We start from the raw sequence: 25279 nt of genomic DNA, 5'->3' as shown, positions 1-25279 counted from the left end.
CCGGCATTGCGCCTGTGTCCAGGTTTGGTAAGTTTACTGATTACTGCTGGCGGGCCGCGGAGTTCCGCGGACCGGCCCAGGAACTCCATCCGCAAACGCACACCAGGAGGAACCATGACGCAGGAAAACCAGAACGTTGACCCGGAGGCTGCCGGCGGCTACGGCACGCCCACGGCGGAGCAGGAACTGGGCGGCAGCCAGGAATCGGGGGCAGTGGACACCAATGCGCCCCAGGTGGAACCCGGCGTGCAGCCCGTGCCCAGGGACCCGGCCGCGCCGCTGGGCGGGGACGCGGACAGCAGGGCGGATACAGGTTCTTCCGGCGGGGCGGACCTTCCTTCGAGCGCTGCGGAAATAGACGAATCCAACGACGATTCAAAGGGCTCGGCGCCGGTCTCCTCGGAGTCGGGGGAGGAAGCGGCCGGGCTTCCGGACGGCAGCGGCAGTGACCTTCCGCAGGAGGAAACGCCCAAGGACGACGACGGCGAGAGCTTCGACGCCGGTTAATCACCGCGACCGGGCGAGACCGGGGCCAAAATCAAACCTCCCCGAAAGGCGGCCGCCGGACGTATCCTTAGTACAGGGTTTTGCAGTGGGCCTGGGCGCTACCACCAAGGCTGGAACATGGCCGCTGAACCTACGGGGCAGGTTGGCTGGGGACCGCTTCCAGTACCCGCGGAGCCGGTCTTCGACAGCAAGGATGTTGAGGACTACCTCCAGGAAGAAACCTGCGACTTCATGCGGGACATCAACGGGGACCGCCGCGGCATCGGCTGGGCGGCCACCCTCTTCCGGCTGGGCACTTCCAGCACTATTGCCGCCAGCACGGACCAGGCGCGCCAGGCGGACCGTGAGCAATGCTCCTTCGCCGACGGGCCGGTCATGGAGGCGCTGCGCAACAACGCGTTCGTGTTGGTCTCGGACCTGGGCCGGGACCGGCGCTGGCCGGGGTACGCCAGCGCCGCCTCCGCCCATGGGGTGCAGTCGCTGCTGTCGGTGCCCCTGGTATCCGAGAAGTCCGCCAGTGCCGCCATCAACCTGTACGCGCCGTCACCTCACGCGTTCACCAGCGACGACCTGATGAGCGCTGCCGGCTATGTGCGCCATGTGGCCCGGGCGCTGCGGGTGGTGGTCCGCATTGCCGAGCGTGCCGAAGCGGCGGCGGGTGCCGCCGTCGTCCATGGCTCTTTGGTGCTTGTGGACCTGGGACTGGACCGGGCCTCGCTCAGCGGTTCTTCGGAGCGCGCTTCGGGCCGCCGGTGACGGGGACCGGGTCGGTCTCGGGCTCGGCCACGGTGCCGCGGGCCTTCGCGATGGCTTTCATGCCGTGGTAGATGACCAGCGCCGCGGCTGAACCAAGTGCGATGCCCGTGAAGGTCAGTTCGCCGATGGTCCAGGTGTAGTCCGCAATGCCGATGATCAGGGCCACGGCCGCGGTGGTGAGGTTGACCGGGTTGGCGAAATTCACCTTGTTCTGGACCCAGATCTTCACACCCAGGATGCCGATCATGCCGTACAGCATGGTGGCCGCGCCGCCCAGGACGCCCGGGGGAACGGTGGCAATGAGTTCGCCGAACTTGGGGGAGAAGCTCAGGATGATGGCAAAAATGCCTGCTACCCAGTAGGCCGCCGTCGAATAGACCTTCGTGGCCGCCATGACGCCGATGTTTTCCGCGTACGTGGTGGTGCCGGAGCCGCCGCCGAAGCCGGCCAGGACGGTGGCAGCGCCGTCGGCCATGAGGGCGCGGCCGGAGACGCCGTCCAGGTTCTGGCCCGTCATCGCGGCAACGGACTTCACGTGGCCTATGTTCTCCGCCACCAGCACCAGGACGACGGGCACGAACAGGCCCAGGACGCCGAAGTGGAATTCGGGCGTCTGGAACTGGGGCAGGCCGATCCAGGCGGCGGCGTCCATCTTGTCGTAGCTGACCTCGCCGCGGAGCATGGCCACGAGGTAGCCCACCACCACGCCCACCAAGATGCTGAGCCGGCCGACAATGCCCCGGAACAGGACACTGACCAGGATGATGGTGGCCAGCGTGATGACTGCGGTGATCGGGGCCGCGTCGAAGTTTTGCTTGGCAGCCGGGGCCAGGTTCAGGCCGATGAGGGCCACTATGGCGCCGGTGACGATGGGCGGCATCAGGCGGTTGATCCATTCGGCGCCGAACTTCTGCACAATGGCGCCCACGAGGGCCAGCGCGGCGCCGGCCAGGACTACGCCGCCCAGCGCGCCCGCTACGCCGAACTGCTGCTGCGAGGCCATGATGGGGGCGATGAAGGCGAAGCTCGAACCCAGGTAGCTGGGGACCCGGCCCTTGGTGATCAGCAGGAACAGCAGGGTGCCGATGCCGGAGAAGAACAGCGTGGTGGCCGGCGGCATGCCCGTGATGATCGGCACCAGGAAGGTGGCACCAAACATGGCCACCACGTGCTGCATGCCCACGCCGATGGTCAGGGGCCAGGCGAGCCGCTCGTCCGGGGCCACCACGTGGCCGGGCTTAATGGACTTGCCGGTGCCGTGCAGCTTCCATTTGATTCCGAGCATGCTCATGGGGGTGGCCTTTCGGGGCTTGCAGAGGGGTGCCGCGGGGCGGAGGGGGATCTGGACCAGAATACAGTGAAGCCCGGACGGGACGGAGGACACGGCCGGGGACCAGGCCCGTGCCATTTACGAACCGGGCAAGTTCCCCCCGACGCTCTCTCACTTAATGCGGGTTTCCCCCCGACGCTCTCTCACTCGACGCAGGGACAACAGTTCACAGTGAGAGAGCGTCCGGTTTTAAGGCGCATTAAGTGAGAGAGCGTCCTGGGGGGATGGGAGACTGGGGCTATGCCTGCGCGGAACACGAAACCCCTGCGGAACCTCATTTTTGTGGCGTTTGTGGAAGAAGTCGCGGAGGAACAGGTCTTCCTCCGGACGGACTGGCCGCTGCACATCACGCTGGTGAGGTTCGACGCCGATGCCTCCACGGGCGGCGACCCCGCCGCAGCGGTGGCGGCGGCTGCCGATGCGCCTGCCCGTGCAGCCCTCGGAACCATGCTACGGATAGGGGAGGACGCGGGCTTCGGCCGTGACGGCTCGGTCTCCGTCAGCCTCGTCGAAGCCCAGCCGCAACTCCAGACCTTGCATGAGGAGCTGGTCCGCGCCGTATCCGGCCAAGGCGGCCGGATCCTCACGCCGTACCACACGCTTTCCGGCTACCGGCCGCACGTCTCCCACCGCGGCACGACGCCGGACACAAAGCGCCTCCGCCCGGGAGACGCCGTCGTGCTTGGCCGCATTGCCCTGGTGGACATGGCCCCCGGCGGTGACCGCACCATCCGGCGCATCCTGCGCCTTTGGCGTTAGGCGATGACGCTGTCCACCAGCGCCTTGGCCTCGGCCTGCACCTGCTTGAGGTGCTCCTCGCCCTTGAAGGACTCGGCATAGATCTTGTAGACGTCCTCGGTGCCGGACGGGCGCGCAGCGAACCAGGCGTTTTCCGTCACCACCTTCAGCCCGCCGATCGGCGCACCGTTGCCGGGGGCCTCGGTGAGCTTCGCGGTGATCGCCTCGCCCGCCAGTTCCGTCGCGGTGACGTCCGACGGCGAGAGCCTGCCGAGTGCCGACTTCTGCTCCCGCGTGGCGGCGGCGTCGATCCGGGCATAGACAGGTGCGCCGAACTGGTCCGTCAGCCCCTTGTACAGCTGCGACGGTGTCTTGCCGGTGACGGCCGTGATCTCGGAGGCCAGCAGCGCCAGCAGGATGCCGTCCTTGTCCGTCGTCCAGACGCTGCCGTCCTTCTTATTGAAGGAGGCGCCTGCCGATTCCTCGCCGCCGAACGCGCCCTCGCCGGACAGGAGGCCGGGCACGAACCACTTGAAGCCCACCGGAACCTCCACCAGCTTCCGGCCCAGGCTATGGGCCACGCGGTCGATGATCGAGGAGGAGACCAGGGTCTTGCCCACCACCGAGTCGGGGTTCCAGCCACGGCGGTTGCGGTAGAGGTAGTCGATGGCCACGGCGAGGTAGTGGTTCGGGTTCATCAGCCCGCCCACCCCGTCAACCACCGGCGTCACGATGCCATGCCGGTCGGCGTCGGCGTCGTTTCCGGTGGCGATGTCGAAGGCCGAACCGCCCGCGGTGGCCGTGCCGCCGTCGGACATCCGCTTGATCAGCGACGCCATGGCGGACGGGGAGGAGCAGTCCATGCGGATCTTCTCGTCCCAGTCCAGTGTCATGAACGCCCACTGCGGATCAACGGTGGGGTTCACTACGGTCAGGTTCAGGTGGTGGCGCTCGCCGATTTCGCCCCAGTAATCTACGGACGCGCCGCCCATGGGGTCCGCACCGATCCGTACCCCAGCGTCCCGGATGGCGTCCAGGTCCAGCACGGACGGGAGGTCGTCCACGTAACTGCTGAGGAAGTCGAACTTGCCGGTGCTGTCCGCGGCCAGCGCTTCCGCCACGGGAATGCGCCTGACGCCGCGGAGGTCACTCTCGAGCAGCTCGTTGGCCCGGTTGGCGATCCAGCCGGTGGCGTCGGAGTCCGCGGGGCCGCCATGCGGGGGGTTGTACTTGAAGCCGCCGTCGGCGGGCGGATTGTGGCTTGGGGTGACTACGATGCCGTCTGCCTGCGGAGCGCCTGCCCCGGCCTTCCGGTTGTAGGTAAGGATGGCGTGGCTGAGCGCCGGAGTGGGGGTGTAGCCGTGCCGCGCGTCGATGAGGACGTGGACACCGTTGGCTGCGAGCACCTCCAGTGCCGAGTTCTGCGCGGGTTCGCTCAGCGCATGGGTGTCCTTGGCCAGGAACAGGGGACCGGTGATGCCTTGGCCGGCGCGGTACTCAACGATGGCCTGGGTGATGGCCACGATGTGCCGTTCGTTGAACGACGCCTTGAGGCTGGAACCGCGGTGGCCCGACGTTCCGAACGCCACCCGCTGGCCCGGGTCTGAAAGATCCGGGGTGATGTCGTAGTACGCGTCAAGGAGCGCAGTGATGTCAACAAGGTCCTGGGGGAGGGCAACTGTACCCGCGCGGCTAGCCATGGGACCAGCATGCCAGAGACGCGCCCGCGCCAAAACGGACAGTCCAGCATCCGGCCTCCTGTGACGGCGGAATGTCATGCAAGTAGTGCACCTGAGTACCGGGGCCGCAAAGTACTTATGTTGCGCGGGCTGCGGGCTTTGTTAAGTTCGAAGAAATCCAGCGAAAGACCCGGAGAACAACGGACGACGGCGCCCTGCCGCCACCGGGGTCTCCGGCAGGGGGCAGGGGCGGCCATGGGGGCAACAGGCGCGGGAGCAGCCGGCGGGACCGGTGGCGCGGCCGCCCGCGGCCCCGGCGCCGCGGGCACCCTCGATGAAGCGTTGGCCGAGCTCGTTCCCCGTGGTTGGCAACAGTTTCACGGGACCAATTGGCCCGGACGGCCGCAGGCGAGCCTGGACCACGTCCTGGTGGGGCCGGGCGGGATCGTGGTGGTGGACACCAAGGACTGGGCCGGCGAGGTGCGCGTGGTGGCCGGGGCCCTCTGGCAGGACCGTTACGCGCGGCCGCAGGCGGTGGAAGGGGCCCTCGCCCAGTGCGCTGCCCTCACCTCGGTGGTGGCGCCGCAGTACCGCAGGCTGGTGCGGCCGCTGATCTGCATGACCGCACAGCACGACCTCTTCGGAATTACGGCGACGGATGTGGCAGTGGCGGGACCGGCTCAGGTGGTGCGTGCCGTCGGATTGTTGCCCCGGGTTCTGGACCAGGACGCTGTTGCGGGCATATGTAAGTCGCTTGGCCGGGTGCTGAACGGTGACCAGCAGCCGGGAATCACGGGATTCCCCCGGCTGCCGGGGGCCTCCGGGAGGAGTAAGGCGCCACGTGCGCCTGGCACCGGCGGCGGTTATATTCCCCAAACGGAATGGGATCCCTCCCGGTTGGGACGGCCCGCTGTGGCCCACCCCGGCCGCACCGCCGGACCGCGCTTCGGGGCAGCGGCTGCAGCCAAAGCCGCCCTGCTGGCCGCCCTTGTGGTTTTCGCGGTATTCTTCCTGCCGCCTTGGGGCCTTTAGCCGGTCACGCCGCCGGTAGGCTGTAGCCACCATTTGAGGGGGAAAGACCTTGTCCAACCAGCCGCCGCCATGGCCCGGCCAGCAGCCGCCCGCGTACCAGCAGCCGCCCGCGTACCAGCGTTATCCCGGGGCTTATGGCGAGCAGCATTACTACGCCATGGCGGATCAACCGAAGCCCCTGAGCATTGCAAGCCTGGTCTGCGGCATTGCCTCGGTCATCATGGGCTGGCTCCTGGTGCCCCAGGTGGCCGCCATCATTACCGGACACCTTGGCCTGAGGCGCGAGCCTGGCGGGCGTGGACTGTCCATCGCGGGCCTGATCATGGGCTACCTCTTCCTCCTGGGATATGGTGCCCTGTGGCTGCTGCTCCTCATCGGACTGGCCGTCTTCCGGGCAGAAACCTACTACTCGGCCTAGAAGCCCAACTGGTGCGCTACCTGAAGCAGGAGCCCTTCGGACCCCGTGGGGCCCACCAGCTGGATGCCCATGGGGAGTCCCTGTCCGGCCGCGCCCCCGGTCCAGTGGACGGGAATTGTGATGGCCGGCAGGCCTGCCACGTTCACCATCGAGGACCAGGGCGCGTATTCACACTGCTTCCGATAGTCCTCGTCGGCATCTCCCGGCCACTGTGCGGAGGGCCAGCGCTCGCCGCCGTGTGCGGTGCCGGTAAACCAGCCCACCGGACGGGGGGTCTGGGCCAGTGCAGGGGTGAGCATCAGGTCCCACTGGGCGTACTGGGTCACCGTGTCGTGCTGGAACTGCCGCAGGAGCGCCAGCGACTCCTGCAGTTTCGCAGGGCTGCGCTGCTGTGCCCGCCGCCGGAAAGTGCGGGTCAGGGGTGCCAGCAGGGGTTCGCGGTGGGGGCTGATCCGGGCACTGCCCACCCCGGCCGTCCAGGCGTTCGTAAACGCCTCCGGGTAGCGGTTGTCATAGCGGACCACCGACTCGTCCACCACGTGCCCGGCATGTTCCAGCAGCTCCCGGCCCGCCTGCAGCGCATCCAGGGCTTCCTGGTCCGGCGTGAAAGGAAATGAACCGGCCCAGGGGCTGTCCAGCGTGGACCCGATCCGCAGGCGCACCGGGCCGCGGCCCAGGCTGTCCAGATAAGTTGCCCCCGGGACCAGCGCGTCCATCATGAGGGCTGCGTCGGCCGCGGTCCGGGCCAGTGGGCCGGAGGTCACCAGCCGCGCGGGGTCACCCTGGTTTTCGCCTGCGGGAACCAGCCCGCGTCCAGGCTTTAACCCCACCAGGCCGCACGCTGCCGCGGGAATGCGGACCGAACCGCCGCCGTCGGACCCCGGCGCAAACGGCACAAGGCCAGAGGCCACCGCGGCAGCGCTTCCCCCCGAGGACCCGCCGGAACTGCGGCTGGGCGCGTGCGGGTTGCGCGACGGCGGCGCGATGCGGTTTTCGCTGTAGGCTGTCAGCCCGAACTCAGGCACCTGCGTCTTGCCCAGCGAAATGGCTCCGGCACCCTTGAGGAGGGCCACAAGGGCGCCGTCCGCGGCCGCCGGTTTCTGGTCCAGGGCCGCGCTCCCGTGCGTGGTAACCACGCCGGCCACATCCGTCAGGTCCTTGAACGCCAGGGGCATGCCGAGCAGCGCAGGAAGGCTGCCGGACCCTGTGCGGCGAAGGGTATCGGCGGCCCGCGCGTCCTTGCGTGCCTGTTCCGCCGTCACCGTTATGAAGGCGCCCAGCAGGGGGTTGCGCTGTTCAATCCGGGACAGGAAGTGGTCCACCGCCTCCAATGCCGACACCTCACCGTGCCGCAGCGCGTCCCGGAGGCGCACCGCGGAAAGGTCGTGAAGCTCGGCCAAGGGGGTCCTCCTTCGGGTCTCCCGAAAGCCTAGCCTGACGCCGGCCGGTCCCCACGGCCCGGTTGGGACTACGCTTAAAGCAGCTCCCATCGGCTGCGAGACAGGATTCCCATGAGCGACTTCGATACCGTCCCCGTCAACGACCTCCCTGATGGTGCCGTCCTGCTGGACGTGCGCGAGGACTACGAATGGGTGGCAGGCCACGCAGAGGGTGCCCTGCACATCCCCATGGACCAGCTTCCCGCCCGGCTCGGGGAGCTGGATCCGGACCAGGACCTCTATGTCATCTGCCGCACGGGCGGACGGTCCTTCCGCGCAGCGCAGTGGCTCACCGGCCAGGGGTACACCGCCATCAACGTGGCCGGCGGCATGGACCAGTGGCTTGAAGCCGGCCGGCCGCTGGTCTCGGACAACGGCCTGAAACCGATCATCCTCTGATGCCCGGCCCAGCCACCTACGCTTTCCTGGGACCCGAGGGTACGTTCACCGAGGCGGCACTCCTGCAGGTTCCGGCGGCGCTGCAGGCGAACCGGGTGCCGGCGTCGAACGTTAATGCCGCCCTGGACCAGGTCCGCGAAGGCCTTGCGGACGCTGCGATGGTACCCATCGAGAACTCGGTGGAGGGCGGCGTCACGGCGACGCTGGATGCCATCGCCAGCGGCACGGAACTGCGTATCGTCCGCGAAGTGCTGGTGCCTGTCAGCTTTGTCCTCGTGGCGAGGGAGGGCGTCAGCCTGGGCAACGTGCGCCGGGTCTCCACCCACGGGCACGCCTGGGCGCAGTGCCGGTTGTGGGTGGACGCGAACATTCCTGCAGCCGAATATGTGCCCGGCTCCTCCACAGCCGCCGCGGCAATGGGCCTCCTCGAGGACGACTGCCACTACGACGCTGCCATCTGCTCGCCGCTGGTGGCGCAGAATCAGCCGGGACTCTCGGCCCTGGCCGAGAACATTGGCGATAACTCCGGCGCCGTTACCCGGTTCATCCTGGTGAGCCGCCCTGGACTGCTGCCGGAACGGACCGGCGCGGACAAGACCACCGTCGTGGTCCCCCTTCCGGAAGACCGCCCGGGTGCCCTCATGGAAATCCTGGATCAGTTCGCCAGCCGTGGCGTGAACCTGAGCAGGATCGAATCCCGGCCCACGGGACAGTTCCTGGGGCATTACTTCTTCAGCATCGACGCCGACGGCCACGTCCGCGACGCCCGGGTGGCAGATGCGCTCGCCGGGCTTCACCGGATCAGCCCGGCCACGCGCTTCCTCGGCTCATATGCCCGCGCGGATATGGAGAAAACTGCCGTTGAGCCGCATATGTCGGACGGGGCGTTCAATGCTGCCCGTTCCTGGGTGGCAGCCATCCTCGATCCGGACAACGCCGCAGGTGGGAGCGCTGTGCGCACTTCGCCCACAGCGTAGATAAATGCCCTTCGAAGTACTTCCCCGGGCTGTGGACAATGCGTATGCTTACTTGATCCATACGGGGGATGGCCCCTAACGAAGGGAGCGGGTCATGACAACCAGCAACACAAATGACGGTCAGGGAATGATCGTCAACCCCAAGCCGGCCGGGGACAACCAGGACTGGGACGGCGACGAAGCTGACCGGGCGGACCGCCTGCGTTTCGAAGAGGAACAAGCCATGATCCGCGAGCAGTCCGAAGCCCGCGCAGCGGCCAAGGCCGCGGGGCATGACCATAAGGCAGCCAGCGCCTGACCGGGGAGTCTTAGTCCCGTCCCTTGACCCTGACCAGCAGTGACCTGGGCTCCACCTGTACCGTGACGCGGGTTGCCTCCCCGGCCGTGTCCCCATCCAGCTGGGTGGGCATTGGCTCAGGGCACTCGATGATGATCTTCCGGGACCGGTAAACGGTCATGATCGGCAGTTTTCCGCGGTGCTTGGACATGACCTTGACGTACATCAACAGCCAGCCGAAGGCGCTTCGCGGACTCATGACCACCACGTCCAGCATTCCATCGTCGATCATGGCCTGCGGGATGAAATCGATGCCGCCCGGTACAAGGCCGCAGTTTGCGAACAGGACACTGCGGATATTCCTGACCTGCGCAGGACTGCCGTCCAGGGAGATGCTGACCTTCTTCCGGCGGCCGGGAAGATGCCGGACGCCGGCCTCCGTGTAGGCCAGCCACCCCACAGCCCTTTTCAGGCCATCACTTGTATCCGCCAGAACCTCAGCGTCCATGCCGATGCCGGACATGACCAGGAACACGTGTTCGGACTGGTGGCCGGTCCGGGAATTCTCGATCCCCATGCGGGCGGTGTCGATGTACCGCTGCCTCCCGAAGAGTGCCGTGTTCACGCTGGAGTGCAGGTCGCCCACGTCCAGCTCCAGGTTCCGGGCCAGCAGGTTGCCCGTGCCCAGCGGAATCAGTCCCATGGCCACTCCGGTACGGACCACGGACTCAGCCACCACGCGGACCGTGCCGTCTCCGCCACCCACCAGGACGACGTCGGGCTTTCCTGCCAGCGCCGCCTGCACCTGGCTGAAGCCCGGGTCTTCGACGGTGGTTTCGAAAAACTGCGGGTCTTCCCAGCCCGCCGCGAGGCAGGCGCGCTGGATGGTTGCCCGGGCCTCGGCGGCGCGCGGCTTCGCGGGATTAAGGATCACGGCAACCCGCTGCTTGCTGAGCCCGGGTTCTATGGCATCCCCGCCCACCGTGCTCCGGATATGCAGAGCCCGAAGCCGCCGCACGCCCCACCAGCTTGAGATGGCGAAGGCAAGCGCCATCCCGATCAGCAGGTAAAGGATCCAGTCACTCATGGTGCTTCAACAGTAGCCCGGCGGAAGGCGCCGCGTTCCGGGCGCAAAGGCCCCTCCAGCCGTCGTGCGTTCAATTGGATACCCTTAGGGGGTGATCGACGTAAAAGACCTCAGCGAAAACCCGGACAAATTCCGTGCAAGCCAGCGCGCCCGCGGCGCCGACGAATCAGTGGTGGACGCGATCATCGCCGCCGATTCCGCCCGCAGGGCAGCGCTGATCCGGTTCGAAAACCTGCGTGCCGGGCAGAACGCCTTCGGCAAGAAGGTGGCCCAGGCCAAGGGCGAGGAAAAGCAGGCGCTGTTGGCCGAGGTCAAGGAACTGGCTAACTCGGTCAAGGCCGCCTCCGCAGAGGCCGACGCCGCGCAGGCCAAGCAGGAGGAGCTCCTGCGGACCGTACCCAACCTGGTGGAGGACGGCGTTCCGGCCGGTGGCGAGGACGACTACGTGGTCACCAAGACCGTTGGCACGCCGCGCGAATTCTCCGACTTCGAGCCGAGGGACCACCTGGAAATCGGCGAGCTGATCGGCGCGATCGACATGGAACGCGGCGCCAAGGTATCCGGTGCCCGCTTCTACTTCCTCCGCGGCGTGGGTGCGCGGCTGGAGATGGCGCTGCTGCAGATGGCCATGGACCAGGCCATCGAGAACGGGTTCGTCCCCATGATCACCCCCACCCTGGTGCGTCCGGAGACCATGCAGGGCACCGGCTTCGACGTCAAGCACGACGCCGAGATCTACCGTCTCGCCGAGGACGACCTTTACCTGGTGGGTACCTCCGAAGTGGCGCTTGCCGGATACCATGCGGACGAGATCCTGGACCTGTCCGCCGGTCCCATCCGGTACGCCGGACAAAGCTCCTGCTACCGCCGCGAGGCCGGCTCCCACGGCAAGGACACCCGCGGCATCATCCGCGTGCACCAGTTCAACAAGGTGGAGATGTTCATCTACACCACGGTCGAGGAAGCCGCCGCCGAGCACCTGCGGTTGCTGGCCTGGGAAGAGGAGATGCTGGCCAAGTGCGAGTTGCCCTACCGGGTCATCGACACCGCTGCGGGAGACCTCGGCATGTCCGCGGCCCGAAAGTACGACTGCGAGGCTTGGGTCCCCACCCAGAACGCCTACCGCGAGCTGACCTCCACCTCGAACTGCACCACGTTCCAGGCCCGCCGCCTGAACATCCGTGAGCGTGCGGTGAATTCCGAGGGCGTAGCCAAGGGCACCCGCGCCGTGGCCACGCTGAACGGCACCCTTGCCACCACCCGCTGGATTGTGGCGCTGCTGGAGCACCACCAGAACGCCGACGGCTCCGTCAACGTGCCGAAGGCGCTGCAGAAGTACCTGGGCGGCCTCGAAGTCCTGCCCGTCCTCTAGTCCCGGCCGTGTTCGCGGATCCAAGCCTCAAAGGCCCGGATCCGCGAACACGCTTCGATGAAGACGGCGGGAAAGGTTAACACTCACACCGGGGATAACCCCTGCGTATTTACCGGCTGTTCAGCCCCGGTGTGTTCCGCGTCCTAGCGGCTGTCAGGGGCGTCTGCTCTACTGGTTGAATGACAACAGTGACTGAAGCTTCAGTCGCCGGCAACGAAGACCGGCGCTCGAACACGAACAACCTTAACGGCAGCAGGCTTATGGTGGCCCTGGACGTGGACGGTACCCTGGTGGACCACGACGGCCACATGTCCCAGGGCGTCCGGGAAGCAGCGCAGGCGGTAGTGGCTGCCGGGCATGAGGTGCTGGTGGCCACGGGCCGGTCCCTGAACGCCACCCTGCCCATCATCGAGAAAATCGGGATCGACCGCGGCTATGCCGTCTGCTGCAACGGCGGTGTGACCCTCCGGCTGCACCCTGAGCTGGACGGCGGCTACGAGGTCATTCACAAAGCCACTTTCGATCCCGCACCCGCCCTGCGCGCCCTCCGCGAGCGGCTGCCCTCGGCCAAATACGCGCTGGAGGATGAGGACGGCAACTTCCTCTCCACCGAGCGATTCCAGGACGCGAGCTTCGGCGTGGAGGCCGTCGGCGTGGACTTCCACACGATGCTTGAGGCCACCGCCGTGCGCGTGGTGGTCTTCAGCACCGAAAACACGCCGGAGGAGTTCAACGAGGCCATCCGGCAGATCGGCCTGGCCGGCGTCACCTACTCCGTGGGCTGGACCGCGTGGCTGGACATCGCCGCCGCCGGGGTCACCAAGGCCAGCGCCCTCGAGGAGCTCCGTGTGCGCCTCGGTGTGGAGCAGCACCTGACGGTGGCCGTCGGCGACGGCCGCAACGACATCGAGATGCTCGGCTGGGCAGGCCGGGGCGTGGCCATGGGCCAGGCGCCGGAGGAAGTGCTCGCCGCCGCTGACGAGGTCACCCACTCCGTGTACGACGACGGCGCCGCCCACGTGCTGCGCAGCCTCGTCTAGCGTCGGGGTACGGCAGCCGGCGCCCCGGGGCGCGGACGCTTGATAGATGCAGGCAATCCCCATACGTTGGGAAAGATCGGTGCGAGTACTTCGGCGATGCCGGGGTACGGGACCACTTGAACAACACACCCGGGAGGTTGCGCCGGAAGGCGGAACACCCTGCGAAGGAGACGTCTGTGCGGCAATCAAGTTCCGAAGAAGACCTTTCGATCGAAAGCATTGCCGTTGAGCCCGGCGGACTGGAGCCGGCAGCGGCCGAGGCCGGGGATATCACGTACGACGAGCAGTTCTATCCGGCCCGCCCCAAGGCACTGCGGCCGGTGGCGCGCCGCCGCCAATTCTTTGCCGACCGGCCTTCGCTGGAATTCGACGGCCGCAACGCCGCCTACGTGGAATGGCTGCGGAACCAGGCCATGCTGGGCGACGCGAACGTGATGGCCCGGCAGCTCTCCGGCCAGGCCAGCATGTGGCAGAACTCCTACGCGCACCCCAATCCGAGGGCCGCCGTCGAGCGCGCGCCCGTCTGGTTCACCGCCTACCCGCTGTCCTTCATCACCCGCCCCGGGCAGTCCTTCCTGGCGGCGCTGGGGGACCCGGAGCTGTGGGAGGCGTTCCGCGAGATCGGCATCCGCGGCCTGCACACCGGACCGGTCAAGCTGGCCGGCGGCATCCAGGGCTGGGCGCAGACCCCCAGCGTGGACGGGCACTTCGACCGGATCAGCATGGCAATCGATCCCGTGTTCGGCACCGAGGACGAGTTCCGGCGCATGTGCGAGGTGGCGGCGGACCACGAGGGCACAGTGATTGACGATATTGTGCCCGGCCACACGGGCAAGGGCGCAGACTTCCGGCTTGCCGAGATGAACTTCCGGGACTACCCGGGGATCTACCACATGATCGACATCCCGCAGGAGGACTGGAACCTGCTGCCGGACGTGCCCGAGGGCCAGGACTCGGTGAACATCAGCCCCGAGGCGGAGAAAGCCCTGCAGAAGGCGGGCTACATCATCGGCCGGCTGCAGCGGGTGATCTTCTACGAGCCCGGGGTCAAGGAAACCAACTGGAGCGCCACCCGGCCCATCGTGGGCACGGACGGAAAGACCCGGCGCTGGGTCTACCTGCACTACTTCAAGGCAGGGCAGCCCTCCATAAACTGGCTGGACCCCACGTTCGCCGGCATGCGCCTGGTGGTCGGTGACGCACTGCATTCCCTGCTGGACCTGGGAACCGGTGCGCTGCGACTGGACGCCAACGGGTTCCTGGGCGTGGAGAAGAGCGCCGAGGAGGAGCCGGGCTGGTCCGAGGGCCACCCGCTGTCCGAGGCGGCAAACCAGCTGATCGGGTCCATGATCCGCAAGGTGGGCGGGTTCTCCTTCCAGGAACTGAACCTGACCATTGACGACATCAAGGCCACCTCCGAGAGCGGCCCGGACCTCTCGTACGACTTCATCACCCGGCCCGCGTACCACTTCGCCCTGGTCACCGCGGACACTGAGTTCCTCCGCCTCACACTGAAACTGTCCATGGAAATCGGCGTGGACCAGGCCTCGCTGGTGCATGCCCTGCAGAACCACGACGAGCTCACCTACGAACTGGTGCACTTCGCCGCCGGGCACAAGGATGACGTGTTCGAACTACACGGCGAGGAACTCACCGGCGCCGAGGTGGCCGAGCACGTCCAGCAGACCCTGCGGGAGCGCCTCACCGGGGAAGCCACGCCATACAACGCGCTGTTCACCACCAACGGGATTGCCTGCACCACTGTCAGCTTCATCATGGCAGCCCTGGGCATCGAAGACCCGGACGCCCTGAGCCCGGAGCAGGAAACCCAGGTTATGGACATCCACATCCTGCTGTCCATGTATAACGCGCTCCAGCCCGGTGTTTTCGCGCTGTCCGGCTGGGACCTCACCGGCATCACGGCGCTGGACCGGGAAAAGGTCCGCGAGCTCACCGCCCAGGGCGACACCCGGTGGATCAACCGTGGTGCCCACGACCTCATGGGCACCAGCCCCGAGGCCGAGGCGTCCTCCGCCGGCATGCCCCGCGCGCGCAGCCTGTACGGTCCGGTGCCCGAACAGCTCGGCAACCCGGACTCCTTTGCCCGGCGCCTGCAGAAGATCCTGGCCGTGCGGGAGCAGTCCGGAGTGGCCACGAGCACGCTGCTGGACGTGCCGGACGTGTCCAACCGCGCCCTCCTGGTTCTGGTCAACCAGCTCCAGGACGGCACGCTCCAGGCCACGGTGCTGAACTTCTCCGGACAGGACATCTCCGGCAGCATCCAGTCCGCGCACCTGGTGCCGGGATCCACGGTCCATGACCTCTTCACCGGGGAACAGGTGGGCCAGGTGGATGACCTGCACAGCTTCTTCCTGGAACTTCCCGCCTACGGCGGCACGGCCCTGGTACTGAAGGACGCCGCGCCCGAAGAGGAAACGGAGGCGGACTCCGCTTCGTAGTCCACGGCCCGCGCAGGGCAGAATGTTAGCCATGACCCACACCACCTTCGCCCTCATCCGCCACGGCCAGACCGACTGGAACGCCGAACGGCGGCTGCAGGGATCGACGGACATTCCCCTGAACGACGTCGGGCGCGGGCAGGCGCGCGACGCCGTCGCCACCCTTGCGCCGTACCGCTGGGACGCCGTCGTCTCGTCGCCGCTGAGCCGCGCGGCAGAGACGGCGGACCTGATCGCGGAAGGCCTGGGGCTCACCGTGGCGCGGCGCGTTCCGGAGCTGACGGAGCGCAGCTTCGGTCCGGCCGAGGGCATGCAGGCAGGTCCCGAGCTGGAGGCGCTCCGAGTGCCCGGCGGGTTCCGGGGCGCCGAAAGCGAGGACGACGCCGCGGCGCGCGGCCTGGGTGCGCTGGAGGAGCTGGCGGAGGAGTTCCGCGGCAGGCGCCTCCTGGTGGTTACGCACGGAACGCTGCTCCGCGTGAGCCTCAGCCGGGCTACCGGCCGAACGCTGGCCAGCGTGGACAACGCGGTGCTCAACCTGGCGCACCACCACAAAATCGAGGGCTGGCGGCTGGAATACTTCAACGGCGAACCGGTGCTGGCAACCACCGGAAGCTAGCCAGGCTGCTTTAGCGGACTTCCAGGATCAGTCCCAGCAACCGTGCCGCCGCGGGCCGTGCCGCGTGCTCCTCATGCCACTGCGCCCGGGCCAGGGCCTTGCTGACGGCCTGTGTGGTGATGCCCAACTCCTGCGCCACGGCCTTTTGCTGCCCGCGGACCCCCGGAGTCAGCAGGTCCAGGACCCGCCATTCGGCCGTGGACCGGTCGTGGACGATGTGGCCCAGCAGGCGAAGCACGGCCTCGGCCTCGTGGGAGATGTCCGCCAGCGGGCCTTCAACGGCCACCGGAATCCGTTCCCGGGTGCTGCGCAGCCGGTCCACGGCACGGCGGGCATACACCAGGCCGTGTCCCGTGGCGTCCCGGATCAGGTTGGGCAGCGGCTCATTTACCGGGCCGACGCCGATTCCCACGTACCAGGACCCACAGCGCAGGGCGATCAGTGCTGCGTCCACCGCCTGGTGCGGGCAGTCCACAATTCCCTGGACCTCATCCTCGACGGAGCGGTCGAAGTCCAGGCGCGCCGGAATGTGCCGCAGGTCCTTCAACAGCTGGGGGACGAGGTCGCCGTCGCGCCTGCTGTCCGTCTGGTTGATGGTCAAGGTGAACATTGCACCAAAGACTACCTGCAGGCAGGCAAAGGAAGGCAAGCAGGGTTGCCCCTGACCTTGGCATCTGGTGCGATGGGGGAGTGCCGCCGACAGCGGCGGACGCAACGTGAGGATGGTTATGGCCGGCAGCATGGGGCAGGACGAACTGGAACTCGTGGACCGCTGGTGGCGAGCGGCCAACTACCTTTCGGTGGGGCAGATCTACCTCCGCGCCAACCCCCTGCTTCGTGAACCGCTCCAGCCGGAGCACACCAAGTCCCGCCTGCTGGGCCACTGGGGCACCACCCCCGGCCTGAACTTCGTTTACGCCCACCTTAACCGCATCATCCGCCGCGACTCAGCCGCGATGCTCTTCGTGGCAGGTCCGGGCCATGGGGGTCCCGCCGTCGTCGCCAACGCCTGGTTGGAGGGCACCTACTCGGAGATCTACGGGCACGTCGGCCAGGACGAGGAAGGTCTGGCGGAGCTGTTCCGGCAGTTCTCCTATCCCGGTGGAATTCCCAGCCACGCCGCCCCGGAGACGCCCGGATCCATCAGCGAGGGCGGCGAACTGGGCTATTCGCTGGCCCACGCGTACGGGGCGGTGCTGGACAATCCCGGCCTGGTGGCCGCCGTCGTGATCGGTGACGGCGAGGCGGAGACCGGCCCGCTGGCGGCCAGCTGGCACTCGCACACCTTCCTGGACCCGGTGGCGGACGGGGCCGTGCTGCCCATCCTGCACCTGAACGGGTACAAAATCGCCAACCCCACCGTCCTGGCGCGCATGCCCCGGACCCAGCTGGAGCAGCTGCTGCGCGGGTACGGGCACGAGCCGTACTTCGTGGACGTGGAAGACCCGGACGCCACGGAGAAGGCGCACCGCGACTTCGCCGGCGTGCTGGATCACTGCATGGCAGACATCCGTGCCATCCAGGACGCCCACCGGAAGGGTTCCGCAGACGGCGAGGGCGCGCGGCGCTGGCCCATGATCGTGCTGCGTTCGCCGAAGGGCTGGACAGGTCCGCGCATGGTGGACGGCGTTCAGGTGGAGGGCACCTGGCGCAGCCACCAGGTACCGCTGCCCGGAGTACGGACGGATGACGGGCACCTGCGGCAGCTGGAGGAATGGCTGCGGTCCTACCGGCCCGGGGAACTGTTCGACGGCGGCGGCCGGCTCCGCGCCGACGTCGCCCTTGCCGCCCCCGGGGGCGACCTGCGGATGAGCGCCACCCCGCACGCTAATGGCGGAGTCCTGCGGCAGGCGCTGAAGCTGCCCGCATACCGGGACCACGCCGTCGCGGTTTCGCGGCCCGGGACCGAGCGCGTCAGCCCCATGATTACGTTGGGCGGGTGGATGCGGGACGTCATTGCGCGGAACATGGCGAATTTCAGGCTGTTCGGGCCGGATGAGACCGCGTCCAACCGGCTCCAGGACGTTTATGAGGCCACCGACAAGGTGTGGCAGTACAGGATTGACGACGGCGACGAGCACCTCGCGCGGTCCGGCCGGGTCATGGAGGTGCTTAGTGAGCATCTGTGCCAGGGGTGGCTGGAGGGGTACCTGCTGACGGGGCGGCACGGCGTCTTCAACTGCTACGAGGCGTTCATCCACATCGTGGATTCAATGTTCAACCAGCACGCCAAGTGGCTGAAGGTGCACCGGCAGCTGCCCTGGCGGATGCCGGTGCCGTCGCTGAACTACCTGCTGTCCTCGCACGTTTGGCAGCAGGACCACAACGGGTTCTCGCACCAGGACCCCGGGTTCATCGACCACGCCGTGAACAAGAAGGCCGAAGTCATCCGGGTGTACCTGCCGCCGGACGCGAACACGCTGCTGTGCGTGATGGAGCACTGCCTTGCGTCCACGGACTACGTGAACATCGTGGTCAGCGGCAAGCAGCCCTCGCCTACGTGGCTGGGGCCTGCCGAAGCCGCGCAGCACTGCCGCCGGGGGCTGGGGATCTGGACGTTTGCCGGCTCCGAAGTCGCAGGGGAGGAGCCCGACGTCGTCCTTGCCTGCGCGGGCGACGTGCCCACAGTGGAGACCGTGGCCGCGGCTGCGCTGCTGCGGGAGGGCGCACCGGAGCTGAAGGTGCGCGTGGTGAACGTGGTGGACCTGATGCGGCTGCAGGACTCCAGCGAGCATCCGCACGGGCTGAGCGCCCGCGACTTCGACGGGATTTTCACCACGGACAAGCCGATCATCTTCGCTTATCACGGTTACGCGGCGCTGATCCACCGGCTGGCCTACCGCCGCACCAACCAGGACGGGCTGCACGTGCGCGGGTACAAGGAGGAAGGGACCACCACCACGCCGTTCGACATGGCCATGCTCAACGGGATCGACCGGTTCCAGCTGGCCATTGACGCCATTGACAGGGTGCCCGGCCTGGCTGCCAGGCGCGCCCTCCTGCGGCAGGAGCTCCAGGACCGGCGGAACCGGGCGCGCCAGCACACCCGCACCCACGGTGAGGACCCGGACGAGATCCGCGACTGGTCCCTGCCCTTCTAGGAGTTTTTGTCCACTTACTAGCCTTGTAAGTGGACGAAAAACTTGAGGGGTTAGGCGGCCTCGAACTCGAGCGCACCTTCGATGCGGCCGGACTGCGGAAGCTCCGCGCCGCTCGCGAACCCGGCCCACAGCGCACGCAGCTGCCGGCCGGTTCCGTCCACTTCTTCCCACCCGGCGCCGGCAATCAGCCCTACGCCGTCCCATGTCTTCCGGGTGCCCAGGAGCAGCGGGAGATCGATGGTGTGCGCCGCGCCGAAAATGTTCCCCGGGGCGTGCCAGTGCAGGATGTAGCGGTGTGCCCGTCCGCCGGCCCGCACGTGCCGCCGGGCGAACCTGCGCGTAGCCCGGCCGTACACCGTTTCCGTGACCAGCCAGTCCACAGCGCGCACCGCCGCGGCTCCCACTACGGGAACGCCCTGCACCCGCATCAACAGCCGGTTCCGCGGCAGGAACAGCCGGGCTTCTTCAGAAGTATGCCCAATCAGCACGTCAATGCCCGGGGCGGAACGGTTCCAGGCAGCCTCGATGTCCTTCTCTTCCGGCAGTGGCGCGTGACCGTACTGAGTGCCGAAGGGCATTGCCGCCAGCATTCCGAACTTCCGCGCCACCTGCGCAACCTCGGCTTCGCGGGCCACCACGTCCATGGCCGGCGTGTCGTCGGTGACGGCATCGGCGGCGATGCCCATGGCGTGGTTCATCTTGGCGCGGCCCCGGGCAATGCCGAGCGGAGCGCTTTGGATGATGGCCCGCTGGAACAGCTTCGGTGCCTCCGGCGTGGCCATCAGGTGGGCTATCGCGTCGCCCCCGGCGGACTGTCCGAATGCGGTGACGCGGCCAGGGTTCCCGCCGAAAGCGGCAATGTTCCGCCGGACCCAGCGAAATGCCTCGAGCTGGTCCAGCAGTCCCAGGTTCCCGGGGCGCCCGCCATGCGTGGCCAGGAAGCCGAACAGCCCCAGCCGGTAGGTCACGGACACCACGATGACCCGGTTCTCGGCCACCAGCCGGGCGGGGTCGAAGATGGCCAGATCCCCGGAGCCAGTGGTGTAGGAACCGCCGTGGATCCACACCATGACCGGCAGCCGTTCCCCGGCAGCAAGGTCGCCGGGCATGGTGATGGAAAGGTTCTGGCAGTCCTCGCTGCCCGGAAGCTCGCCGTACCTGGTGCCAAGGACGTCGTCGAGGAAAGGGACCGGACCCTGCGGGCAGGCCGGCGCAGGGGAGGTCGCGGCGTACACGGAAGTCCAGTCCGCTGCCGGCGACGGCGGCCGGAAGCGGGCCGCCGTGGCGTAGGGGATCCCCGTTGCGCGGATGACGTCCCCGTCCCGCCGGCCCTCAACGGCGCCGCACGGCGGGTGGAACAACAGCTGGGAGGTCAGGACTGGCTCGGAACTCACAGGTCCACGATTCCATAGTTTCCTGGGTGCCGGACAGCAGAAATCCCCGCCTCCCGGACCGTTCCCCCTTGCATCAAGTGGGGATTTTGTCCGGCAGGCGGGGATCTGCGGTGAACCTAGTGGCCGGTGGGCACGTAACGCTTGATGGAGGCCTCCAGCTCTGCCTCGGCGGCGGCGCGGTCGCCCCAGCCCTCGGCCTTGACCCACTTGCCCGGCTCCAGGTCCTTGTAGCGGGTGAAGAAGTGCTCGATTTCCTTGATCAGGAATTCGTTGACGTCGCTGACTTCCTGGATGTGGTCGAAGCGGGCATCCACCGGGACGCAGAGGATCTTGGCGTCTCCGCCGCCGTCGTCCGTCATGTTGAAAACGCCGATGGGGCGGGACTCGACGATGACGCCCGGGTGCAGGTCGAAGTCCTGCAGCAGCACCAGCGCGTCCAGCGGGTCGCCGTCCTCGCCCAGGGTGTTCTCGAAGTACCCGTAGTGGGTGGGGTACTGCATCGAGGTGAAGAGGACGCGGTCCAGGCGGACGCGGCCGGTCTCGTGGTCGACTTCGTACTTGACGCGGGATCCCTTGGGGATCTCGATGGTCACGTCGTGCTTCATGGAATGCTCCTCGGCAGTTGCGGGGGGTTCGCGGCACCGTGACGCCTGCCAGAAGGGAGTGTCCGTGCCGCCGACTATTATTGAGGATATAGCGAGAGGCCCTGGAATCAGGAACTTGTGGGGATATTTCAGGACTGAGGACCAGCACCAGCATGACCAAAACAACCGGCCGGGAACTGCGGCATGACCGCGGCCGCCGGCCCCGCGGAGGCCTCCGCGCCGTCCTTCGCAGGGCCTGGCCAACGGCCCTGCTGCTGGTTCTCCTGATCGCCCTCCTGGCACCCGCGGCCGCCCAACTGGCGCCCGGTTTCACAGGCCCGGCGCCGGAGACCGCGCCGCCTGTGCCGGCCTGGCACCAGGCCCCCTCCACGCTCACCGCCCGCACCGGCCTCGCGGCCCTCGAGGCGTCCGCACCGCTTCCGGCCGCGGCAGCCGTCCGCGCGCAGATTGACCCTTTGCTAAAGCCCGACGGCGGCGGCAATTTCACGGGGTTCGTCCAGGATGCGCTCACGGGCCGGGTCCTCTTTGACCTGGGCGGTTCGGCCAACAGGGTGCCGGCTTCGAACATGAAACTCCTCACCGCGGTCGCGGCCTTGCGGTCGCTGGGTCCGGAGCGGCGGTTCGCCACCAGCGTGGTGGCCGGGCCCGGACCGGGCCAGGTGGTCCTGGTGGGCGGCGGCGACGTCCTCCTGGGTGCCGGCAGTTCCCGGCCGGACACTGTCATGGGGCAGGCCGGGCTCGCCACGCTGGCGGAACAGACGGTGGAGTCGCTGCGGGCCTCGGGTGCCGCCGGGAAGATTGCCGTCCTGCTGGACGACTCACTGTTCACCGGCCCTGCCCTGAACCCCGCCTGGGATACCGGCGACGTCGAGGCCGGCGAGGTGGCACCCATCTACCCGGTAGCCCTGAACTCGGGCCGGTACGACCCCGCCGTTCTCACCGGTCCCCGCCCCAAGGACGCCGCCCTGACCGCTGCCGGCTCCTTCGCGGACCTGCTGCGTGCCAAAGGCAAGGCCGCGGGACTGGCTGTGGCCCCCGGCGTCGCACGCGTTCCTGCCCAGGCGGCCGGGGCGCTGGAAGGGCAGGCAACCTTGGCGCAGGTGGAATCCGCCACCGTTGCCGAGCAGGTGGGCTGGATGCTGCGGACTTCCGACAACTACCTGGCGGAGGCGCTGGGCAGGATGACGGCAGTGGAGGGCGGTCTCGCCGGAAGCCACGACGCCGCCACCGCAGCGGTCCGCACGCAGGTGGGGGAAGCCGGGATCCCGACCGACAGCATGAACCTGGCGGACGTGTCCGGCCTGGCCATGGGCAACCAGGTGACGCCGCGGCAGGTTGCTGAGGTGGTCCGCGCCATCACCTCGGGTACGGACCCGAGGCTTCGCGCCGCGTTGGACGGCTTCCCCGTGGCTGGCCTCACCGGGACGCTGGATACCCGGTACGGAGACGATTCCACCGCGTATGGCGCCGGCCTGGTCCGTGCGAAGACGGGAACGCTGAATACGGTGCTGGCGCTGAGCGGCTACGTGGTGGACGCGGACGGGCGGCTGTTGGTTTTCTCGTTCATCGGCAACGGACTGACGCCGGGCGCCGCCGGGAACAGGATTGCACTGGACCGCGCCGCCACGGCGCTCGCGGCCTGCGGCTGCCGCTAGGTTGACCGCATGGGCGGTGCCGGCAACGGCAGCCCGGGCGGGGATTGTTCGTGCGGGAAGGGCCGAGGCTGTGTTCTGATGGGAGCTATGGAGTCCACTGAGCGTGAGTCGTCAGGCCAGACCTTATCCAACCCGGCACAGACGCTGATCAACTGGGACCTTGCGGCCTCGGCAGCCGCCAGGCTTGCCCCTGCCGGGCCCGTGCTGGGCAAGGCAGAGATCGGCGAGGCGGTGGCGGGCCTGCGCCGGCTGGCCGATGAATCAGTGGGCCACGTCCACCACATCACCGGGCTGGAAGCAGCCCGGGACCTGCGGGATTCGTCCGTGCTGATCGTGGACCGCGCGTCCTGGTCCAAGGCCAACACGCAGAGCTTTGCCGTCATGCTCCGGCCGGCAATGGAGAAGATGCTGGCAAACCGCCGCGGCACCGTAAGCCCGTCCGCGGCCAGCGTCAGCGGCGCCATTACCGGCAGCCAGCTCGGCGCCATCCTGGCGTTCCTGTCCAGCAAGGTCCTGGGTCAGTACGATCCGTTCTCCGCGCTCGCCGAAAACTCCCATGCCCCGGCCGGCGGACGGCTCCTGCTGGTTGCCCCGAACATCGTGGCGGTGGAACGGGAGCTCAACGTCACCCCGGAGGACTTCCGGCTGTGGGTGTGCCTGCATGAACAGACCCACCGGGTGCAGTTCGCCGCCGCGCCGTGGCTTCGGGACCACATGCTGGACCAGATCGAGGAGCTCAGCGACCACCTCCTGGGCAACGTGGACTCCCTGATGGAACGTGCCACCGCAGCCGCCCGTTCGCTGAAGGACCGGTCCGCGTCGGGGGACACCCCCGGCCGCGGCGCCATCCTGGACCTGCTGCAGGACCCGGAGGAGAAGGCGGCGATCTCGCACCTGACCGCCGTGATGAGCCTGCTGGAGGGGCACGCCAACGTGGTCATGGATGCGGTGGACGCCAGCATCGTGCCGTCCGTGAAGACCATCCGGCAGCGCTTCAACGCCCGCGGCAAGGACCGCGGCATCATCGAAAAGTTCATCCGGAGCCTCCTGGGACTCGACGCCAAGATGCGGCAGTACTCGGACGGTGCCCGGTTTGTCCGTGCCGTGGTGGACGTCGCCGGGATGGAGGGCTTCAACAGGGTCTGGGAGTCCGCGGACCATCTCCCCACTGAGCCGGAAATCCACGACGCCAAGCTCTGGCTTGAGCGGATGGGCCTCTAATTGCCTGAGCTTTCCCCCGGCGGGCCAAACGGACAGATCCACAAGAGCGGACGACGGCGGCCCGGGCGGCTGACGCCGGTCGTCGGCACCGCGCGCAAGATGGTGCAGAACGCCCTTGCGCAGGCGGGATATCCGGCACACCTTGTCGTCGCCTGCAGCGGCGGGCCGGACTCGCTGGCGCTCGCCGCCGTCGCGGCCTATTTTGCCCGCCGCGGGCACGTAGACGGGCATCCTGTCACCGTGGGCGCCGTCGTGGTGGACCACCAGCTGCAGGACGGCTCGGCGCAGGTTGCCGCCCGGACCGCGCAGGTCCTCGAGGAGCTGGGACTGGCGCCCGTGGAAGTCCGCACCGTGTCCGTGGCGGCCACCGGCTCGGGGCCCGAAGCGGCGGCCCGGGACGCCCGGCACGCGGCCCTCAATGCGGCGGCGGAGGAGCAGGGCGCCTCCGCCATCCTGCTGGGCCACACCCTTGACGACCAGGCAGAACAGGTGCTCCTGGGCCTGGCGCGGGGGTCGGGCACCCGCTCGCTGGCCGGGATGAGGCCGGCGCGCGGCAAGCTGCTGCGCCCGTTCCTGGGCCTGCGCAGGGCGGACACCGAGGAGATCTGCGCGGTGGAGGAACTCGAGCCCTGGCACGACCCCACCAACCTGGACCCCTCTTTTGCCCGTTCCAGGACCCGCGTGGAGGTCCTGCCGCACCTGGAGGAAAAGCTCGGCCCGGGTGTGGCAGAATCGCTCGCCCGGACGGCGTCCATCCTCCAGCTTGACGCCGACTATCTGGACGATGTGGCCGAAACCACTTTTGCGTCACTGGCGGCCCGGAACGGGCGGGAGGTGAGCCTCCCGGAGGACCTGCTGCGGGCGCTGGCCCCCGCCATCCGGTTCCGCGTAATCGCCAGGGCAGCGGCCGACGTCGGCGGGCAGCAGCCCGGCTACCAGCGCCTTTTGGCGGCGGAGGCGCTGTTGCGGCGGCAGGGTTCGGCAGGTCCCGTGGAGCTTCCCGGCGGGGTCAGCGTGTACCGGTTGTCGCTGGCCGAGCTGGAGGCGGCGCCGGCACCGGACGGGCATGCTGCGGCTGCCGCCGTTCCCCGCGGGGGCGCGCGCTGTGGGAAGCTAGTATTCCGGCCTCAAAAACCGCCCCGAAAATAGTCGCACACCCCGCATCTACACAGGAGCC

Annotated in this window: 23 protein-coding genes; 16 read left to right on the top strand and 7 right to left on the bottom strand. The window is 68.1% G+C overall.

Going from position 1 to position 25279, the window contains the following annotated elements; all coding sequences use genetic code 11:
* The first annotated feature begins 114 nt into the window (after nucleotides 1-114).
* Together ACIQCM_RS11340 and ACIQCM_RS11335 are read left to right on the top strand one after the other, a co-directional pair.
* Complete coding sequence (locus ACIQCM_RS11340) at nucleotides 115-507, top strand: hypothetical protein (protein WP_400607777.1); 393 nt, start codon at nucleotides 115-117, stop codon at nucleotides 505-507.
* A gap of 117 nt (nucleotides 508-624) precedes the next feature.
* Nucleotides 625-1263: a GAF domain-containing protein gene (locus ACIQCM_RS11335; protein ID WP_400607774.1), complete on the top strand. Its 639-nt coding sequence runs from the start codon at nucleotides 625-627 to the stop codon at nucleotides 1261-1263.
* On the opposite strand, the gene ACIQCM_RS11330 is transcribed toward ACIQCM_RS11335, so the two are convergent.
* The gene (locus tag ACIQCM_RS11330; RefSeq protein WP_400607772.1) at nucleotides 1226-2554 is read right to left on the bottom strand and encodes a uracil-xanthine permease family protein; all 1329 of its coding nucleotides are present in this window, start codon (nucleotides 2552-2554) and stop codon (nucleotides 1226-1228) included. The two genes, ACIQCM_RS11335 and ACIQCM_RS11330, sit on opposite strands and share 38 nt — an antisense overlap.
* A 279-nt stretch (nucleotides 2555-2833) precedes the next feature.
* Between ACIQCM_RS11330 and ACIQCM_RS11325 the strand changes: the two genes are divergently transcribed.
* Nucleotides 2834-3352 carry a 2'-5' RNA ligase family protein gene (locus ACIQCM_RS11325; RefSeq protein ID WP_400607770.1) on the top strand — a complete coding sequence of 173 codons (519 nt, stop codon included), beginning with the start codon at nucleotides 2834-2836 and terminating at the stop codon, nucleotides 3350-3352.
* Here ACIQCM_RS11325 and pgm read toward each other — a convergent pair.
* On the bottom strand, nucleotides 3349-5031 hold the full coding sequence (gene pgm, locus ACIQCM_RS11320; RefSeq protein ID WP_400607767.1) for a phosphoglucomutase (alpha-D-glucose-1,6-bisphosphate-dependent): 1683 nt from the start codon (nucleotides 5029-5031) through the stop codon (nucleotides 3349-3351). The two genes, ACIQCM_RS11325 and pgm, sit on opposite strands and share 4 nt — an antisense overlap.
* A gap of 234 nt (nucleotides 5032-5265) precedes the next feature.
* Between pgm and ACIQCM_RS11315 the strand changes: the two genes are divergently transcribed.
* Together ACIQCM_RS11315 and ACIQCM_RS11310 are read left to right on the top strand one after the other, a co-directional pair.
* Nucleotides 5266-6042, top strand: a complete 777-nt coding sequence (locus tag ACIQCM_RS11315; RefSeq protein WP_400607765.1) for a nuclease-related domain-containing protein — start codon at nucleotides 5266-5268, stop codon at nucleotides 6040-6042.
* Between the two features lie 49 nt (nucleotides 6043-6091).
* Nucleotides 6092-6460: a DUF4190 domain-containing protein gene (locus ACIQCM_RS11310; RefSeq protein ID WP_400607763.1), complete on the top strand. Its 369-nt coding sequence runs from the start codon at nucleotides 6092-6094 to the stop codon at nucleotides 6458-6460.
* Here ACIQCM_RS11310 and ACIQCM_RS11305 read toward each other — a convergent pair.
* Nucleotides 6457-7860 (bottom strand): amidase, encoded by a 1404-nt coding sequence (locus ACIQCM_RS11305; RefSeq protein WP_400607760.1) that lies wholly within the window; start codon nucleotides 7858-7860, stop codon nucleotides 6457-6459. The two genes, ACIQCM_RS11310 and ACIQCM_RS11305, sit on opposite strands and share 4 nt — an antisense overlap.
* A 111-nt stretch (nucleotides 7861-7971) precedes the next feature.
* On the opposite strand from ACIQCM_RS11305, the gene ACIQCM_RS11300 reads away from it, so the two are divergent.
* The 3 genes from ACIQCM_RS11300 (at nucleotide 7972) to ACIQCM_RS11290 (ending at nucleotide 9573) form a co-directional block, all read left to right on the top strand.
* Nucleotides 7972-8298, top strand: coding sequence for a rhodanese-like domain-containing protein (locus ACIQCM_RS11300; protein WP_400607758.1), 327 nt, complete (start codon nucleotides 7972-7974; stop codon nucleotides 8296-8298).
* Complete coding sequence (gene pheA / locus ACIQCM_RS11295; protein WP_400607757.1) at nucleotides 8298-9275, top strand: prephenate dehydratase; 978 nt, start codon at nucleotides 8298-8300, stop codon at nucleotides 9273-9275. The genes ACIQCM_RS11300 and pheA overlap by 1 nt, the downstream gene beginning before the upstream one ends.
* Before the next feature lie 94 nt (nucleotides 9276-9369).
* Nucleotides 9370-9573, top strand: coding sequence for a hypothetical protein (locus tag ACIQCM_RS11290; protein WP_400607754.1), 204 nt, complete (start codon nucleotides 9370-9372; stop codon nucleotides 9571-9573).
* A gap of 10 nt (nucleotides 9574-9583) precedes the next feature.
* Here the strand turns inward: ACIQCM_RS11290 and ACIQCM_RS11285 are convergent, their stop codons facing one another.
* Entirely contained in the window at nucleotides 9584-10639 is a 1056-nt protein-coding gene (locus ACIQCM_RS11285) for a diacylglycerol/lipid kinase family protein (RefSeq protein ID WP_400607752.1), read from the bottom strand.
* A gap of 91 nt (nucleotides 10640-10730) precedes the next feature.
* Here ACIQCM_RS11285 and serS point away from each other — a divergent pair, with 91 nt between their 5' ends.
* The 4 genes from serS to ACIQCM_RS11265 all read left to right on the top strand — a co-directional run bounded on the left by serS (nucleotide 10731) and on the right by ACIQCM_RS11265 (nucleotide 16126).
* Nucleotides 10731-12011 carry a serine--tRNA ligase gene (serS, locus tag ACIQCM_RS11280; protein ID WP_400607749.1) on the top strand — a complete coding sequence of 427 codons (1281 nt, stop codon included), beginning with the start codon at nucleotides 10731-10733 and terminating at the stop codon, nucleotides 12009-12011.
* Nucleotides 12012-12190: 179 nt separating this feature from the next.
* Entirely contained in the window at nucleotides 12191-13051 is an 861-nt protein-coding gene (locus ACIQCM_RS11275) for an HAD family hydrolase (RefSeq protein ID WP_400607746.1), read from the top strand.
* A 209-nt stretch (nucleotides 13052-13260) separates the two neighbouring features.
* Nucleotides 13261-15510 carry a maltose alpha-D-glucosyltransferase gene (gene treS / locus ACIQCM_RS11270; RefSeq protein ID WP_400607895.1) on the top strand — a complete coding sequence of 750 codons (2250 nt, stop codon included), beginning with the start codon at nucleotides 13261-13263 and terminating at the stop codon, nucleotides 15508-15510.
* A 31-nt stretch (nucleotides 15511-15541) separates the two neighbouring features.
* Nucleotides 15542-16126 carry a histidine phosphatase family protein gene (locus ACIQCM_RS11265; RefSeq protein WP_400607744.1) on the top strand — a complete coding sequence of 195 codons (585 nt, stop codon included), beginning with the start codon at nucleotides 15542-15544 and terminating at the stop codon, nucleotides 16124-16126.
* Between the two features lie 10 nt (nucleotides 16127-16136).
* Here ACIQCM_RS11265 and ACIQCM_RS11260 read toward each other — a convergent pair whose 3' ends face one another.
* A complete protein-coding gene (locus ACIQCM_RS11260) occupies nucleotides 16137-16736 on the bottom strand; it encodes a hypothetical protein (protein WP_400607741.1) in 600 nt (199 codons plus the stop codon).
* 118 nt (nucleotides 16737-16854) lie between these two features.
* On the opposite strand from ACIQCM_RS11260, the gene ACIQCM_RS11255 reads away from it, so the two are divergent.
* Nucleotides 16855-19227, top strand: a complete 2373-nt coding sequence (locus tag ACIQCM_RS11255) for a phosphoketolase (protein WP_400607738.1) — start codon at nucleotides 16855-16857, stop codon at nucleotides 19225-19227.
* Nucleotides 19228-19277: 50 nt separating this feature from the next.
* Here the strand turns inward: ACIQCM_RS11255 and ACIQCM_RS11250 are convergent, their stop codons facing one another.
* On the bottom strand, nucleotides 19278-20621 hold the full coding sequence (locus ACIQCM_RS11250; RefSeq protein WP_400607735.1) for a carboxylesterase family protein: 1344 nt from the start codon (nucleotides 20619-20621) through the stop codon (nucleotides 19278-19280).
* 116 nt (nucleotides 20622-20737) lie between these two features.
* A complete protein-coding gene (locus ACIQCM_RS11245; protein WP_018762663.1) occupies nucleotides 20738-21226 on the bottom strand; it encodes an inorganic diphosphatase in 489 nt (162 codons plus the stop codon).
* 152 nt (nucleotides 21227-21378) lie between these two features.
* Between ACIQCM_RS11245 and dacB the strand changes: the two genes are divergently transcribed.
* The 3 genes from dacB (at nucleotide 21379) to tilS (ending at nucleotide 25251) form a co-directional block, all read left to right on the top strand.
* Nucleotides 21379-22881, top strand: a complete 1503-nt coding sequence (gene dacB, locus ACIQCM_RS11240) for a D-alanyl-D-alanine carboxypeptidase/D-alanyl-D-alanine-endopeptidase (RefSeq protein WP_400607733.1) — start codon at nucleotides 21379-21381, stop codon at nucleotides 22879-22881.
* 87 nt (nucleotides 22882-22968) lie between these two features.
* Complete coding sequence (locus ACIQCM_RS11235) at nucleotides 22969-24102, top strand: zinc-dependent metalloprotease (RefSeq protein WP_400607731.1); 1134 nt, start codon at nucleotides 22969-22971, stop codon at nucleotides 24100-24102.
* A 99-nt stretch (nucleotides 24103-24201) separates the two neighbouring features.
* Complete coding sequence (tilS, locus tag ACIQCM_RS11230; RefSeq protein WP_400607893.1) at nucleotides 24202-25251, top strand: tRNA lysidine(34) synthetase TilS; 1050 nt, start codon at nucleotides 24202-24204, stop codon at nucleotides 25249-25251.
* The last annotated feature ends 28 nt before the right edge of the window (nucleotides 25252-25279 follow it).

It is taken from the genome of Pseudarthrobacter sp. NPDC092439, assembly GCF_044754945.1.
Classification (GTDB): domain Bacteria; phylum Actinomycetota; class Actinomycetes; order Actinomycetales; family Micrococcaceae; genus Arthrobacter.
Note: the sequence above shows the minus strand (reverse complement) of the source record. Positions and strands in the feature narration are given on the sequence as shown.

Bases quoted from the DNA above. Each gene is read 5' to 3' on its own strand.
- ACIQCM_RS11335 (WP_400607774.1), top strand. From the start codon at position 625: ATGGCCGCTGAACCTACGGGGCAGGTTGGCTGGGGACCGCTTCCAGTA.
- ACIQCM_RS11285 (WP_400607752.1), bottom strand. From the start codon at position 10,639: ATGAGTGACTGGATCCTTTACCTGCTGATCGGGATGGCGCTTGCCTTC.
- ACIQCM_RS11300 (WP_400607758.1), top strand. From the start codon at position 7,972: ATGAGCGACTTCGATACCGTCCCCGTCAACGACCTCCCTGATGGTGCC.
- ACIQCM_RS11275 (WP_400607746.1), top strand. From the start codon at position 12,191: ATGACAACAGTGACTGAAGCTTCAGTCGCCGGCAACGAAGACCGGCGC.
- pheA (WP_400607757.1), top strand. From the start codon at position 8,298: ATGCCCGGCCCAGCCACCTACGCTTTCCTGGGACCCGAGGGTACGTTC.
- ACIQCM_RS11255 (WP_400607738.1), top strand. From the start codon at position 16,855: ATGGCCGGCAGCATGGGGCAGGACGAACTGGAACTCGTGGACCGCTGG.
- ACIQCM_RS11245 (WP_018762663.1), bottom strand. From the start codon at position 21,226: ATGAAGCACGACGTGACCATCGAGATCCCCAAGGGATCCCGCGTCAAG.
- tilS (WP_400607893.1), top strand. From the start codon at position 24,202: ATGGTGCAGAACGCCCTTGCGCAGGCGGGATATCCGGCACACCTTGTC.
- ACIQCM_RS11340 (WP_400607777.1), top strand. From the start codon at position 115: ATGACGCAGGAAAACCAGAACGTTGACCCGGAGGCTGCCGGCGGCTAC.
- ACIQCM_RS11330 (WP_400607772.1), bottom strand. From the start codon at position 2,554: ATGAGCATGCTCGGAATCAAATGGAAGCTGCACGGCACCGGCAAGTCC.
- ACIQCM_RS11235 (WP_400607731.1), top strand. From the start codon at position 22,969: ATGGAGTCCACTGAGCGTGAGTCGTCAGGCCAGACCTTATCCAACCCG.
- ACIQCM_RS11265 (WP_400607744.1), top strand. From the start codon at position 15,542: ATGACCCACACCACCTTCGCCCTCATCCGCCACGGCCAGACCGACTGG.
- dacB (WP_400607733.1), top strand. From the start codon at position 21,379: ATGACCAAAACAACCGGCCGGGAACTGCGGCATGACCGCGGCCGCCGG.
- ACIQCM_RS11325 (WP_400607770.1), top strand. From the start codon at position 2,834: ATGCCTGCGCGGAACACGAAACCCCTGCGGAACCTCATTTTTGTGGCG.
- ACIQCM_RS11260 (WP_400607741.1), bottom strand. From the start codon at position 16,736: ATGTTCACCTTGACCATCAACCAGACGGACAGCAGGCGCGACGGCGAC.
- ACIQCM_RS11290 (WP_400607754.1), top strand. From the start codon at position 9,370: ATGACAACCAGCAACACAAATGACGGTCAGGGAATGATCGTCAACCCC.
- ACIQCM_RS11315 (WP_400607765.1), top strand. From the start codon at position 5,266: ATGGGGGCAACAGGCGCGGGAGCAGCCGGCGGGACCGGTGGCGCGGCC.
- pgm (WP_400607767.1), bottom strand. From the start codon at position 5,031: ATGGCTAGCCGCGCGGGTACAGTTGCCCTCCCCCAGGACCTTGTTGAC.